Annotated in this window: 11 protein-coding genes and 1 pseudogene; 11 read left to right on the top strand and 1 reads right to left on the bottom strand. The window is 44.5% G+C overall.

Annotated features, from left to right (window positions below; all coding sequences use genetic code 11):
* The first annotated feature begins 39 nt into the window (after positions 1-39).
* The 3 genes from AB4167_RS07055 (at position 40) to AB4167_RS07045 (ending at position 3,199) form a co-directional block, all read left to right on the top strand.
* Positions 40-1,578, top strand: a complete 1,539-nt coding sequence (locus tag AB4167_RS07055; RefSeq protein ID WP_017066831.1) for a murein L,D-transpeptidase — start codon at positions 40-42, stop codon at positions 1,576-1,578.
* A gap of 198 nt (positions 1,579-1,776) precedes the next feature.
* Positions 1,777-2,325: a YcbK family protein gene (locus AB4167_RS07050; RefSeq protein WP_017060953.1), complete on the top strand. Its 549-nt coding sequence runs from the start codon at positions 1,777-1,779 to the stop codon at positions 2,323-2,325.
* A 220-nt stretch (positions 2,326-2,545) separates the two neighbouring features.
* Positions 2,546-3,199, top strand: a complete 654-nt coding sequence (locus AB4167_RS07045; RefSeq protein ID WP_372136351.1) for an MBL fold metallo-hydrolase — start codon at positions 2,546-2,548, stop codon at positions 3,197-3,199.
* A 111-nt stretch (positions 3,200-3,310) separates the two neighbouring features.
* Here AB4167_RS07045 and AB4167_RS07040 read toward each other — a convergent pair whose 3' ends face one another.
* Entirely contained in the window at positions 3,311-4,111 is an 801-nt protein-coding gene (locus AB4167_RS07040; protein ID WP_372136350.1) for a DUF2982 domain-containing protein, read from the bottom strand.
* Between the two features lie 220 nt (positions 4,112-4,331).
* Here AB4167_RS07040 and AB4167_RS07035 point away from each other — a divergent pair, with 220 nt between their 5' ends.
* The 8 genes and pseudogenes from AB4167_RS07035 (at position 4,332) to AB4167_RS07000 (ending at position 14,128) form a co-directional block, all read left to right on the top strand.
* Entirely contained in the window at positions 4,332-4,724 is a 393-nt protein-coding gene (locus tag AB4167_RS07035; RefSeq protein ID WP_017060956.1) for a hypothetical protein, read from the top strand.
* 570 nt (positions 4,725-5,294) lie between these two features.
* Positions 5,295-6,389 carry a TRAP transporter substrate-binding protein gene (locus AB4167_RS07030; protein ID WP_017060957.1) on the top strand — a complete coding sequence of 365 codons (1,095 nt, stop codon included), beginning with the start codon at positions 5,295-5,297 and terminating at the stop codon, positions 6,387-6,389.
* Positions 6,390-6,586: 197 nt separating this feature from the next.
* The gene (locus AB4167_RS07025) at positions 6,587-7,132 is read left to right on the top strand and encodes a TRAP transporter small permease subunit (protein ID WP_017060958.1); all 546 of its coding nucleotides are present in this window, start codon (positions 6,587-6,589) and stop codon (positions 7,130-7,132) included.
* A gap of 9 nt (positions 7,133-7,141) precedes the next feature.
* On the top strand, positions 7,142-8,425 hold the full coding sequence (locus AB4167_RS07020; RefSeq protein WP_372136349.1) for a TRAP transporter large permease subunit: 1,284 nt from the start codon (positions 7,142-7,144) through the stop codon (positions 8,423-8,425).
* 104 nt (positions 8,426-8,529) lie between these two features.
* Positions 8,530-9,885, top strand: a complete 1,356-nt coding sequence (locus tag AB4167_RS07015; RefSeq protein ID WP_017063573.1) for a cache domain-containing protein — start codon at positions 8,530-8,532, stop codon at positions 9,883-9,885.
* Positions 9,878-10,516, top strand: a complete 639-nt coding sequence (locus tag AB4167_RS07010; RefSeq protein WP_017060961.1) for a response regulator transcription factor — start codon at positions 9,878-9,880, stop codon at positions 10,514-10,516. Before AB4167_RS07015 ends, AB4167_RS07010 begins: the two co-directional genes overlap by 8 nt.
* A 169-nt stretch (positions 10,517-10,685) precedes the next feature.
* Positions 10,686-12,285 (top strand): annotated as a pseudogene (locus tag AB4167_RS07005) (BCCT family transporter).
* A gap of 271 nt (positions 12,286-12,556) precedes the next feature.
* Positions 12,557-14,128: a BCCT family transporter gene (locus tag AB4167_RS07000; RefSeq protein ID WP_017060963.1), complete on the top strand. Its 1,572-nt coding sequence runs from the start codon at positions 12,557-12,559 to the stop codon at positions 14,126-14,128.
* Positions 14,129-14,230: the final 102 nt, after the last annotated feature.

The raw sequence follows: 14,230 nt of genomic DNA, 5'->3' as shown, positions 1-14,230 counted from the left end.
TTTGCCATACTTATGGAATTGTTGGTGACGGAGTTAAGCATGTTAGCAAAATACTTCTGTGGATTATTGGTGTTAGTTTCCGTGCATGCATGGAGCTATGCGAGTTCTGACGAGAGCCGTTTCATTCCGGCGGAATCAGAACTCTCTTTCATGCTTATATATCCAGAGCTCACACAGAGTATCTATCAAGACACTTCTCTGCCTATCCTTTGGGATTCTCCTGAGCTGGTTAAAGCGTTTGAGTTCCAATTGTCGCTTCTTGAACAAGCGCAAATGGCACCACTCTTCGAGCGACAACTCAAGCAAATCCGTCACTATCAATCCCATGCTCAATGGCAAGAGTTGGACATATTACTTACCGATACTTTTATCTACTACCTGAGCTACGTTGAAAATGCGCCGCTTGCCGGTAAAGATTGGTACTTCTCGGGCAAGTTGCATTCCAAATTACCTGCGCCTTCTCCGCATATTCTGATGAGCTTAAAAAGCAGCGTTGCCAATGATTACTTATTGGAGATGGTGTTGTCTTACGCGCCGCCTGTTGGGGATTTTGACCAATTCAAAGCAACCTATTCGGTGTTAGAAACCGCCTCTGAACTCAATATTGAACGATATAGACAGAAAGGTTTGAAGCGCTTGGGTGACGAGCTTTCAGACAAGACGGTTCTTGTTGAGCGCATTGCTTTGGTTGGTGTTGATACCTCGATGATCGCGGTCGATTTTCCCAAGTTCGATCGAGATCTGCAAAAGGCGATTAAATCTTTCCAACGCATGCACGGTCTTACGGATGATGGGATCATCGGGCCAGACACGATCAAATGGATCAATATGGGCTTTGATGATCGACTTACTTCCCTAGCATTGAACGCCGAGCGTGCCCGCTTATGGCCAAGAAATAGAGACTCACTGATTGTGGTGAATGTACCTAGTTTTGATATGAAGTATTGGGAAGATGGGGAAGAGGTTTTTGAATCTAAAGTTGTGGTTGGGAGAAAATCGAGAAAAACACCACTCTTAGAGATAAAGCTTGATTCGGTTATCTTAAATCCGACTTGGAACGTGCCATGGAAAATCATGGTTAAAGATATCTTGCCTAAAGTAAAAGCCGACGAGAGTTATCTTGAAACACACAATTTTCAAGTGATCGATGGTTGGCGTTCGATGGAAACTGTCGATACTACCGAGATAGATTGGCAAACGATTAACTTTAACTCTTTTCCTTATCGAATGCGCCAGCAAGCAGGCTCTAGTAACGCATTGGGTTTGTATAAGTTCAATACGCCCAACAAGCGAGCCATCTATCTCCATGACACCCCAAGTAAAAGCTTGTTTAACGATGACTTCCGCGCCTATAGCTCTGGTTGTATTCGTGTTGAGCATGCCGAGGAACTCGCGGAGTTGTTATTTGCGACTAAGGTAAAGAAAGTGCCGAATCAGGATGATGAACTTGCGCCCAATACTAAGGTTCGTCTCAAGAAGCGAATTCCAGTGCATATCATTTATCAAACCGTGTTGTTTGAAGAAGGAGGCATACAATACCGCGGTGATATCTACCAATATGATAAAGAGGGCGGTTGATTGAAATATGGTCAAGAAAGGTGATCTTGACTGAAAAATGACAACCAAGCTTCTATTGATAAAATTATAATGAGTATCAATAACTAACCGTGCAAAGGTTACAAATACTAACGTTTTGCACGGTTTTTGTACGTTGACGCAGCAAATTCCATTATGTATCGTGCATTTTTCGTTCGATCTAATTGGTTTTTTTGCTGTATGTCTCAAAGTTTATTTTCACGCCGTCAGTTTCTGACTTACGCTGGTGGTACTGCTGTAGTCGCCTCTCTTACTCCTTCTATCGCTTTCGCTTCATACCCGGATCAACCAAGAACGATTAGCATGAACAATCTTCACACTGGTGAACGATTAGAGACTTGTTATTTCGATGGCACTAACTATGTTGGTGACGAGATGGCACGCCTTAGCAAACTGTGCCGTGACTTCCGCCGCAATGAGATTCATCCAATGGATAAGAACCTGTTTGATCAGATCACTCAGATTCAAAATGTACTGGGTATTCAAAAAGAAGTTCAAATCATCTCTGGCTACCGCTCTCCAGCAACCAACGAAGCGTTGCGCTCTAAGTCGAGTGGTGTCGCTAAAAAGAGCTATCACATGCTTGGTAAAGCGATCGATTTTCGTATCGATGGTGTTGATTTAAAGGAACTGAGAGACGTAGCTAAAAGTCTGCAAGCAGGTGGTGTTGGTTATTACGCTCGTAGTAACTTCATCCACATTGATACTGGTCCAGTTCGCAGCTGGTAGAGCTAAGCTGAGTTATTGAGTGATACGGTAGGCACTTGTCAAAGTAGACATCCAATGTCATAGTTTGCCCAAATTTCAGTTTGTTCTAATAATTCGGTTTATTGCTGCTCAGTTTGTTGCTGTTTAGTTTGTTGCTGTTTAGTTTGTTATTGTTGGGTTTGTTGCCAATAACATAGCGATATTCGAGTTGTTCACCAGATTCGCTCTTTAAGGTTTGTATATGTCTCTTAAGTATCAAGTTGTACCTGTTACCTCTTTTTCTCAGAACTGCTCGATTGTGTGGTGTGATGAAACCATGGAAGGCATCGTTGTCGATCCGGGCGGTGATGTTCAACAACTCGCGGCTATCATTGAAGAACTCGGTGTTAAGGTTATGAACTTGGTACTGACGCACGGTCACTTAGATCATGTTGGCGGTACGGTACCACTTGCTGAGATCTTGAAGGTTGAAATTGTGGGCCCGCATAAGGCAGACAACTTCTGGCTACAAGGTCTAGAGAATCAAAGTCAGATGTTTGGTTTCCCACTGTGTAAAGCTTTTGAACCAAACACTTGGTTAGAAGAGGGCGACAAAGTCACTTTTGGTAATCAAGTGATTGATGTGATTCACACGCCGGGCCACACGCCAGGTCACGTTGTACTGTTCAGTGAGCAAGCTCGTTTAGCGTTTGTGGGTGATGTGTTGTTTAACGGCGCAATTGGCCGTACTGACTTCCCACAAGGTGACTTCAATACGCTTATCGCTTCAATCAAGACTAAGCTTTGGCCACTAGGCAGTGACGTAACATTCGTTCCGGGCCATGGTCCTGAATCGACATTCGGTCGCGAGCGTGCATCAAACCCGTTCGTCGCAGATGAAATGCCTCTGTACTAATTAAATCTTTGATTTTCCAACCGATTATTTGTGTCGATTGATTGAAAATGAAGCTTAGCTTTTGTCCTGAAAGCTAAGCTTTTTTATTGTGTGTGAACTTACTGGTAAACCTTAATCAGAAAGACGTTCAGCGGCAGCCAAGTAGCGTCGAGCCAGCCCCACAAACTCTTCTCCACTCATATTCAAATCATGGGTTGATATGAAAATGTCATAACCGTGGAAGCCCCTTTGATATTTCATTCTGTTGGCAAGCATCGCCTGCAATCCAGAATAGTTTTTAATCACCGCGTTTTGACTGTTTGTCTCACTCGGTGAATCAAGGTTGTCTTGTGATTGGTTATTGTTGAAATCAACGTCGTCGGTATTCTGCGACTCTTTATATTGGCTTAATTCAACACAGCCGTTTTCGGTACAACGCGCGTGGTAATGCGATGAGTCGAGAACCATATCCTCAAAGTTGGACTCTTTGCCTGCTTGTTTGGCTCCTAAGTACAAAAGTGCTCGTTGGCTGAGTAATAATTCACATGTGATTTTAGGACAAATCGAATCGAGGTAGGGCGAGTAATCTTTTACTTTAATTCCGACCCAAGGCAGGGGCTGATGCCAACCATCTTGCTCATAAGTGCAAAGACCAATCTTTTGGATGTTACTCCATTTTAAAACCCAACCCCCTTTGTAAAAGTGCTGCTGAAAATGAGTCGGGGTGAGTGTGAACATCACTCGGCTGCGCAGCATCAAATAGTAGCCGGTTCCCAGAAGCGCAATACTGCAAAAAGCACCCACGATCAGTAACTTTGGATTGTCACTGTAGAGCGCAACGATCAAGCAAATGAAGCCCAAAATAACGGCGAGGATACGGTACGAGCGAGTGAATGAAGGCAAAGAGAAATTACTAAGGTGACGAGTGTCCATAGGCAACACCAAGTTTTCATATTTTTGTCTGGATGGATAACCAGTGTATATGACCCTGAATTGATAAGTCGATGTTTAAATAATAGACGCTAGCAGACAATATCGGTATTTTTCGTCGACTTTCGACGCTTCACTCTACAAATAGCTCCTGTTTTTTGGTATAAATCGCGCTTCAAATTTTCACCACTGCGAAAAGAGCAGTGAACTGGAGAAATATTCAATGAGACTTGCTCATAAGCGTAAGGTGCAGGCTAAACTGCAGAAACGCACTAAAGCGGCTGTAGTTAAAGCAGTGGCAACGCCGAAAAAAGCGAAGCCTGTCGCAGAGAAAGTTGTAGCAGAAAAAACTGTAGCAGCAAAACCAGCGGTAGAGAAAGCAGTAGCAGCAACTAAAGAAGTTGCAGTAGCACTGACTCCTAAGCAACAACAAGTTCTAGACATCGTTGTTAGCAATGCTGAAGGCATTAACCCTAAAGGTATCGGCCTAGAAGCTGGTCAAGAAGACGCGAAAGCAGCTTCATGGGCAACAGGCGCATTGAAAAAACTTCTTGAAGAAAACCTAGTAGCGAAAGAGCAGCTAGCAGGTAACAAGGTTATCTACAAAGCTATCTAATCCTGTGGGATTACATTCGCTTCGTTAAGTTTTTAAGCCTCGATTTTCGAGGCTTTTTTGTATCTGGCACATTATGCCAAGCCCAAGCCCAAGCCCAAGCCCAAATCTAAATCCAAGTCTAAATCTAGGCTCAATAATCTCACCTCCAATTCGATATACGGCTTAACTGATTACTCTTGTCTCGTGTCTGAACTTCGAATCAGCAAGCACTAAAGTAGGGCGTTAGCTAGGTAGAGTAAGAGAGCAACGCCTTGATTGTTTTCCCTAAAATACAGCAATGAATAGAGCTTCATCACGAAATGGCAATCAATTGTTAAGAGTATTTAATTATTAATACTTAGGTATTTACCAATAAGCATTTCTCTGGTGAATGGCCTCAATCCTTTAAAATCGACATTACCTAATTATCTCCTACGTAGTTCTACGTAATCCTTTGGTCTAATACGCAGTTTGTGTGCGCCCGTCGTGCGTGCTCTCCCTGATATCTTGTTGCCTCATCACGGTGCACTCTTGTGTTGAATCATAAAAAATGCTCATAGAAAGAGTGTTAACCCAACAAAGGACGTGAACATGAGTCTCATTTCTAACTCCCTCACACGAGTTTTTAAAAACGTTGCAGTAACTGCTGCGGCTTGTTTAGCTTTGGTCGCTACTGGTGCTACAGCCGCTGATAAGGTTTACCGTTTAAAACTTGCGGAAACTTGGGGACCAAACTTCCCAGTTTTCGGTGATGCAACCAAAAACATGGCGGCGATGGCTGAGAAGATGTCGAATGGTCGACTGCAAATCAGAATCGATTCAGCAAACAAACACAAAGCACCTCTTGGCGTTTTTGACATGGTTAAGTCTGGTCAATACGACATGGGTCACTCAGGCTCTTACTACTGGAAAGGTAAAGTTCCAAACACTCTTTACTTCACTTCTATGCCTTTCGGTATGACGCCAGCAGAACAATACGCGTGGTTCTATCACGGTGGTGGTATGGAGTTGATGGAGCAGGTTTACTCTCCACATAACTTGATGTCTTTCCCAGGTGGTAACACGGATATTCAGATGGGTGGTTGGTTTCAAAAAGAGATCAACAGCGTAGAAGATCTACAAGGTCTGAAAATGCGAATCCCGGGCTTTGCAGGCGAGATTCTTGCTGAGCTAGGTGCTAAACCGACGAACATTGCCCCAGGTGAACTTTACACGTCTCTAGAGCGTCGCACGATTGATGCACTAGAGTGGGTAGGTCCATCGCTGGATTTACGAATGGGCTTCCACAAAATCGCGCCTTACTACTACACAGGTTGGCACGAGCCGGGTTCAGAGCTTCAATTCCTAGTGAACAAGCGTACATGGAACAAGCTGCCTGAAGACCTACAAGAAATCTTACGTGTTGCAATGCGTACTGCGGCTTACGACATGTACACACAAGCAACGCACGAAAGTGGTAAGAACTGGGTTTCAATGAAGACAGAATACCCAGATGTACAAGTGAAAGATTTCCCACCAGAGGTTATGTCTGCTCTGAAAGAAGCGAACGATCGCCTACTGGCTGCACATGCTGAGAAAGATGAGCTAGCAAAAGAGATTCAAGCTTCACAAGCAAGCTACCTAGAGCAAGTACGTTCATGGACGGATATTTCACATAGAGCTTATCTAAATAGCCAAGCGAAATAATCGACAGTTGTTGAACTGAATCTAAATGAACCCGAAGCTTTTCTTATTGAGTATTTAAGAGTGAATAAGCCGAGGGTTCATTTAAAACATAATAACTAAGCAGGATAAATCCTGTATTACGCTCAAGAACCTTTTCTACGTCCTACAGCTCGTTACCTCAGCTGCGCGATGTCTTTTCAAATTCCATGGAGTCGGGAATGCGAAGTCTAATTTATATTGAACGCCTGTTTAATCGTATCGGTGACGCACTGGGATGGCTTTCCAGTATGTTGTTTATTTTACTTATCGCCAACGTCGTGTATGACGTTGTCATGAGATATGCCTTCAACGATGTCTCTATCGCCTTCCAAGAGATGGAGTGGCACCTCTTCTCAGCCGTTTTCCTATTAGGTGTTCCTTATGCCATCAAGGCTGGTGGTCATGTGCGAGTGGATGTGTTCTACGAGCAACTGAGCTTTAAAGCACAAGCGATTATTGACCTGCTTGGCACGCTTATCTTTCTACTTCCGTTTTGCCTGCTGGTGGCTTGGTTTGGTATCGATGTTGCCAAAGAGAGTTATGAACTGGGTGAAACCTCAGGCGATCCCGGTGGCCTGCCGTATCGCTGGATCATCAAAGCTATGATCCCGCTGTCATTCTTTTTGATGGCACTCAGTGGCGTAGGTTTGATCCTGCATTCACTGAATAAGATTTTTAATCCGCATCTTATCCATGCAAACAATATTCATACAAAAAACAAGTAGAGGCTGAACATGATTGGAATAGTAATGTTTTTCGTAGCCTTGTTTGCGCTTTTACTTGGCTTCCCAGTGGCGTTTACCTTTGGTGGTATCGCGTTAATCTTTGGTGTTTGGGCTGAGGGCATTGAAATGTTTGCCTTCATGCCATATCGAATTCAATCCATTATGGAAAACACGGTTCTGATGGCCGTTCCATTGTTTGTTTTTATGGGGCTCGTTCTACAAAAGACCAAGCTTGCTGAGCAGTTGCTTGAGTCTATGGGGCGACTGTTTGGCGGCGTTCGTGGTGGTATCGCGATTTCAACCGTATTAGTAGGTTCACTACTTGCGGCTTCTACTGGCGTGGTTGGTGCTTCTGTTGTTGCTATGGGACTTATCTCCCTACCTGTAATGCTCAAGTACAATTACGACAAAGGCTTAGCCTGCGGCACTATTTGTGCGTCTGGTACGCTAGGGCAGATCATTCCACCCTCCATCGTATTGATTCTATTGGGTGATGTTCTAGGTGTTCCTGTAGGCGACTTGTTCCAAGCGGCGATTTGGCCAGGCGTGATGCTGGTCGGCGCGTACATCGTTTATATCTTGATATACGCAAAGCTACACCCTGAAGCGGCTCAACCGATTGAACGTGATGACTCCATCAGCGGTAAGCAGGAAGTGTTTAATGCACTGAAAGCGATTCTTCCGCCTCTAGCGTTAATCATTGTTGTACTGGGCTCTATCTTCGCAGGTGTTGCTACGCCAACAGAGTCAGCTGCATTAGGTGGCGCGGGTGCGATGATACTTGCACTGCTTTACGGTCAATTTAGTTGGTCGATGGTGTACGAGGCGTCGAAAGAGACGGTGAAAGTAACGGCGATGGTATTTGCTATCTTGTTGGGTGCAACGGCATTCTCAATGGCGTTTACCTACACTGGTGGCGACTATCTGGTTGAAGAGTGGATGCTACAACTGCCAGGTGAAAAATGGGGCTTCCTGATCATTACCATGCTGGTGATTCTGATTCTGGGTTTCTTCATCGACTTCGTAGAGATCTGTTTCATCATCGTGCCGATCATTGCGCCAGTTGCTGAACTGATGGGCATCAACATGACATGGTTCGCTATCCTTATTGCGATGAACCTACAAACTTCCTTCTTAACGCCGCCATTTGGTTTTAGTTTGTTCTATTTAAAAGGCGTAGCACCGAAAGGCGTGACGACTAAGGACATCTACCGAGGTGTGATGCCGTTCATTCTGATTCAAATCCTCGTACTTGGATCACTTCTCGCTTTCCCATCTTTCTATGGAATGTGAGTGAAGCCAAGAATGTGAATGATATGTTTCGACGGCTATCTATAAATTGCTAAAGTAAAACGGCTTATTGATGTTCAGTAAGCCGTTTTTTGTGAGGGAAAGAAATGCCTCTAAAAGCCAAGCTGATTTTGCTGACGTTGCTCCCGTTGCTGCTGGTAACGGCGAGTATTAGTTGGATCTCGCTGCACCAGACTAAGACGTTAGGCGCTAAAGAAGTCGAGATCTTTAGAGACAGCCTAATCAAGTCGCGTGAAAACGCCCTCAAAGACACGGTTGATCTCGCGTTCGACGCCATAGAACACGTCTATAACGATCCAAATATCCAAGAAGCCCAAGCCAAAAAAAAAGTTCGAACCATATTGTCTAAACTTAGATATGGCTCTGACGGGTACTTCTTCGCATACGATCGCCTCGGGACCAACTTGGTTCATCCAATTCAGCCAGAATTGATAGGCCAAAACCTACTCCAACTGCAAGATGAAGATGGCGATTTTCTGATAGAGGCTCTGTTAAGAGAAGCGCAAACCGGAGGCGGGTTTCACCAGTATTTGTGGCAAAAACCGTCGACGGGTGAGGTGGTGTCTAAGCTGAGCTACGCCGCTTGGTTAGAGCGTTGGGACTGGATGATTGGCACCGGCTTGTATATTGAAGACGTACACCAAGAAGTGGCTTCGATGCAGGCTGCGATAAATAAGAATATTGAAACCACGTTCTTTTCGATTGTGGTGATTTTGAGCGTAACGGTCGCGGTCATCATCGTGCTGACCTTGGCTATTAACATGCATGAACATCGGATTGCTGATAACAACTTAAAGGAGCTGGCGCATAAGACGGTGATGTTCCAAGAAGACGAGAAGAAGCATCTAGCGCGTGAGTTGCATGATGGTATTAACCAATTATTAGTGTCGAGTCGTTGCCATTTGGAACTGCTCGGTAATAAGCTACAAAATGAAGACCTTAAAGCACATTTGAATAAGTCGCAGCATTCACTGATGCGAGCGATCGAAGAAGTGAGGCACATCTCGCATCAACTTCGTCCAAGTTCATTGGATGACATAGGCTTAGAAGCGGCATTGTCTTCATTACTGTTAGATTTTCAGGCGCACTCGGGCATAGAAGTCGAGACCATGTTTGCTACTCAACCTGGTAAGTTAAAATCAGAGGCGGCGACGACCCTATATCGAGTCGTGCAAGAGTCGCTGAATAATATAGAAAAACATGCACAAGCGACCAAAGTAACGGTTATCGCTCAGCAAATTGGTAATGTGTTGCAACTACTGATTCAAGATAACGGTGTCGGTTTCAACACCTATAAAGCGATGGAAAAACGAGGGATCGGGCTGCGTAACATGAGAGAGCGAGTGGAGTTCATCGGTGGTGACTTTGAATTGATGAGTGAGATTGGCCTCGGAACGGAAATTACAGTGTTACTGACACTAGAGGGATTAATGAATGAGTGAAGTTATTCGAGTTGTGATTGCTGATGATCACCAAGTGGTACTGGATGGCTTTATGGCGAGATTGGAACTCGAGCCAGATATTAGCGTGATAGGTACGGCCAGCAATGGACTAGAAGCCGTAGAGGTCGTTAAGTCTCTGCGCCCTGATGTGGTGTTGATGGATATCAGCATGCCTATCATGAATGGCATTGATGCCACCCATCTGATTAAAGAAGAAGACCCAGAAGCCAAGGTCCTGATGCTGACCATGCATAACAACCGTGAATACATCATGAAGGTGATGCAGTCGGGTGCTGTCGGTTACATGTTGAAAGAGATTTCGGCTGAAAAAATGGTACAGGCAATCAAAACGGTCAATCAAGGATCGACCTATTTCTGTGAAAAAGTCACGCAGAATTTGTTTACTCAGCCGATTACTCCCACGCCATCTGTCAAGAATCCATTGAGCAGACGTGAAGAGGCTGTGCTGAAATTAGTCGCAAAAGGGGAGAGCAGTAAAGAGGTCGCAAAGGCGCTGAATATCAGCTATCGAACGGTAGAAACCCATAGGCAAAATATTAAGCATAAGCTCGATATTCACTCTACGGCAGAGCTTGCTAAATATGCGGTCAGCTCCGGGCTTGTGGACTGAACTTACGCTAAATAACGTTAAATGTGTAATTTAATTACTAAATGTGTAATTTACGCCTCCTTTATGGAGGTTTTTTTAGTATTTTTGCGACAGGTTGATATTCTTCTTTTCGAAATTTAAGCGCCGAATGCAATGTTGCAAACTGTGCGCTGCAAATTAGAGAGGAAGCATGGAGCCTGTAAAAGATAGGTATAGTATTGAAAATACCCGATTATACAGTAGGACAAGATAACGTTCAGAAATGGGGTTTTGATGTTCATAACCCAGTATTTGGAATCAGTGCAGGGGCGGTCATTATCTTCCTGTTGGCACTTCTAGTCGCAGACCCTGAAACCGCAAAAGTGGCGCTTGATGGAATCAAATGGAAAGTCATTGGTAACTTCGATGGTTTCTTCATGTGGGCAGCAAACATCTTCGTAATTTTCTGTTTTGCCCTCATTGTCTCCCCGTATGGCAAGATACGTATTGGTGGCAATGATGCCAAAGCAGAGCACTCAAACCTATCTTGGATGTCGATGTTATTCGCCGCAGGAATGGGTATTGGCTTAATGTTCTGGGGGGTTGCTGAGCCAGTAGCTTATTTCACTGGCTGGTATGAAACACCACTAGGTGTTGAAGCTTACTCTCCTGAAGCGGCGAAGTTGGCTCTTGGTGCAACCATCTACAACTGGGGTCTGCACGGTTGGGCGATTTACGCGGTTGTTGCTCTAGCGCTTGCCTTCTTCACCTTCAATAAAGGTTTACCTCTATCAATCCGCTCTATTTTCTACCCTATCTTGGGTGATAGAACTTGGGGTTGGTTTGGTCATATTGTTGATATCGTCGCTGTGCTTGCAACGCTATTTGGCCTTGCAACTTCATTGGGCTTAGGTGCTCAACAAGCAACAAGTGGTATTAACCATGTATTTGGTACCGATGGCGGTATTGGCATGCAGCTGATTGTTATCGCTGTGGTTACTTTCTTAGCGACAATGTCCGTGGTTCGTGGCATCAACGGTGGTGTAAAGCTTCTGAGTAATGTGAACATGCTGGTTGCTTTGGGCTTACTTATCTTCGTTACCATCGCTGGTGGCATGGCGGGTATTAAAGCAATCCCCACCGCGCTAATGGGCTACATTGAAAACTTCATTCCCTTAAGCAATCCTCACGGTCGTGATGACGAAACGTGGATGCAAGGTTGGACGGTATTCTACTGGGCGTGGTGGATGTCTTGGTCACCATTCGTAGGCATGTTCATCGCTCGTATCTCTAAAGGTCGAACGATTCGTGAATTCATCGTTGCTGTATTGTTCATCCCAACGACAGTAATCATCATCTGGATGGCTATTTTCGGTGGCATCGCGATTGATCAAGTGGCGAACAAGGTGGGCGAGATTGGTGTGAATGGTCTGCAAGATATTACACTTTCTCTTTTCCATACTTACGATGCTCTGCCAATGAGCTCTGTGCTTTCAGTGGTATCGATTGGTTTGATTATGGTGTTCTTTATCACCTCTTCTGATTCAGGCTCATTGGTTATCGATAGCATTACCTCTGGCGGTAAAGTGGATGCACCGGTTCCACAACGTGTATTTTGGGCGTTGATGGGCGGCGCGATTGCAGCGGTTCTACTATGGGTTGGTGGTACGGAATCTATTCAAGCACTGCAAGCTGGAACGGTATCGATAGCGCTACCATTTGCCTTCATATTATTGCTTATGTGCCTAAGCTTATTACTAGGTTTACGAACTGAAAATCAATTGGTTAAGCACCAAAATGCTTTGAGTTAAAAGTATTTTTGATAAAAAGGTCGACAGGGTCGACCTTTTTTTCGTCATAAACTTGAGTAATTACGTGAATATTGTTTGAAATTCCATCGAACCGATTCTAGTTTACTGAAAACAACAAGTTAACCTGCTAAACTTCAGACATCCAAGTATTTGAATTATTGTGACAACAGCTTGTACTACTTGGATCGTAGGTTCGAGTTTGTAATTAAGTCGCAGGTAAGTAAGGAATACGAGGTCAATAGACCCTAATAGAATTCCGTAGAGAGGGATGATGACTAAAGGTATAGATAAATACAGTATCGACAGTACGGATTACACTGTCGGTCAAGATAACGTCCAAAAATGGGGTTTTGATGTTCATAACCCAGTATTTGGTATTAGTGCGGGACTTATCGCTTTGTTCCTGATCGGTGTTCTTATTACAGATACCGCTTCAGCAAAGGCTGCGCTAGATGGCGTTAAAGGCCAGATTATCAATTCGTTTGATTGGCTTTTCATCTGGTCGGGTAATATTTTCGTAATTTTCTGCTTAGGTTTGATTGTTTCTCCGTACGGCAAAATCCGCCTTGGTGGTGTTGATGCGACGGCAGATTACTCATTCTTCTCTTGGCTATCGATGCTGTTTGCCGCAGGTATGGGTATCGGCTTGATGTTCTGGAGTGTGGCAGAGCCAGCGGCTTACTTCACGGGTTGGTTTGAAACTCCGTTAGGTGTTGAACCAAACACACCAGAAGCTGCAAAACTGGCATTGGGCGCAACCATGTATCACTGGGGTCTACACCCTTGGGCGATTTATGGCGTAGTAGCACTGTCACTTGCGTTTTTCTCTTACAACAAGGGATTGCCTCTTTCTATCCGTTCTATCTTTTACCCAATTTTAGGTGATAGAGCTTGGGGCTGGGCAGGTCACATTGTTGATATTCTTGCTGTACTTGCAACGCTATTTGGTCTGGCGACATCGTTAGGTCTTGGTGCACAACAAGCGGCAAGTGGTATTCAGCATGTATTCGGCATTGAAGCGGGCTTAGGTCTGCAAGTTATTGTGATTACAGCGGTGACTTTATTGGCGGTAGTATCAGTACTTCGTGGTATTGATGGTGGCGTTAAAGTTATCAGTAACATCAACATGTTGGTGGCTTTCCTACTGCTTATCTTAGTGGCTCTAATCGGCTACGCGGTGACTTTAGGTTCTATCCCAACGACATTGATGGCATACATTGAAAACATCATTCCGTTGAGTAACCCTCACGGTCGTGAAGATGAAACGTGGATGCACGGTTGGACTGTATTCTACTGGGCTTGGTGGATCTCATGGTCTCCATTCGTAGGTATGTTTATCGCACGTGTTTCTAAAGGTCGTACCGTTCGTGAGTTCATCACAGCAGTACTGATTGTACCGACTACAGTGACTATCATTTGGATGTCAGTATTCGGTGGCATGGCGATTGACCAAATCGTGAATAACGTTGGTATTCTTGGTCAAGACGGCCTAACAGATGTATCACTAGCAATGTTCCAAATGTTTGATGCACTGCCGTTCGGGACTCTGCTTTCAATCATTGCGGTTGTATTGGTTCTAGTATTCTTCATTACATCGTCTGACTCAGGCTCTCTAGTAATCGACAGCATCACCGCGGGTGGTAAAGTTGATACGCCTGTGCCTCAACGTGTGTTCTGGGCGTTCCTTGAAGGTGCGATTGCTGTGGCTCTATTGTGGGTTGGTGGTACTGAAGCAGTACAAGCTCTACAAGCGGGTGCAATCTCGACGGCATTACCATTTACCATCATTCTATTACTGATGTGTGTGAGCTTGCTAATGGGTATGCGTACAGAAAAACGCTAGGCTTTTTAAGCTGAAATCTACTGCAATTTATACGCAGTAGAACGGTAAATAATATGAAGGCAGAAGAGGAAACTCTTCTGCCTTTTTTGGTGCGCCGAGCAT

This window comes from Vibrio sp. 10N.286.49.E11 (genome assembly GCF_041469505.1).
Lineage (GTDB): Bacteria > Pseudomonadota > Gammaproteobacteria > Enterobacterales > Vibrionaceae > Vibrio > Vibrio crassostreae_C.
The sequence above is the reverse complement of the archived record's forward strand: the minus strand, read 5'-3'. Positions and strand labels throughout refer to the sequence as shown.

Excerpts from the sequence above, each read along its gene's own strand:
- AB4167_RS07055 (WP_017066831.1), top strand. The coding sequence starts at position 40 with ATGTTAGCAAAATACTTCTGTGGATTATTGGTGTTAGTTTCCGTGCAT.
- AB4167_RS07050 (WP_017060953.1), top strand. The coding sequence starts at position 1,777 with ATGTCTCAAAGTTTATTTTCACGCCGTCAGTTTCTGACTTACGCTGGT.
- AB4167_RS07045 (WP_372136351.1), top strand. The coding sequence starts at position 2,546 with ATGTCTCTTAAGTATCAAGTTGTACCTGTTACCTCTTTTTCTCAGAAC.
- AB4167_RS07040 (WP_372136350.1), bottom strand. The coding sequence starts at position 4,111 with ATGGACACTCGTCACCTTAGTAATTTCTCTTTGCCTTCATTCACTCGC.
- AB4167_RS07035 (WP_017060956.1), top strand. The coding sequence starts at position 4,332 with ATGAGACTTGCTCATAAGCGTAAGGTGCAGGCTAAACTGCAGAAACGC.
- AB4167_RS07030 (WP_017060957.1), top strand. The coding sequence starts at position 5,295 with ATGAGTCTCATTTCTAACTCCCTCACACGAGTTTTTAAAAACGTTGCA.
- AB4167_RS07025 (WP_017060958.1), top strand. The coding sequence starts at position 6,587 with ATGCGAAGTCTAATTTATATTGAACGCCTGTTTAATCGTATCGGTGAC.
- AB4167_RS07020 (WP_372136349.1), top strand. The coding sequence starts at position 7,142 with ATGATTGGAATAGTAATGTTTTTCGTAGCCTTGTTTGCGCTTTTACTT.
- AB4167_RS07015 (WP_017063573.1), top strand. The coding sequence starts at position 8,530 with ATGCCTCTAAAAGCCAAGCTGATTTTGCTGACGTTGCTCCCGTTGCTG.
- AB4167_RS07010 (WP_017060961.1), top strand. The coding sequence starts at position 9,878 with ATGAGTGAAGTTATTCGAGTTGTGATTGCTGATGATCACCAAGTGGTA.
- AB4167_RS07000 (WP_017060963.1), top strand. The coding sequence starts at position 12,557 with ATGACTAAAGGTATAGATAAATACAGTATCGACAGTACGGATTACACT.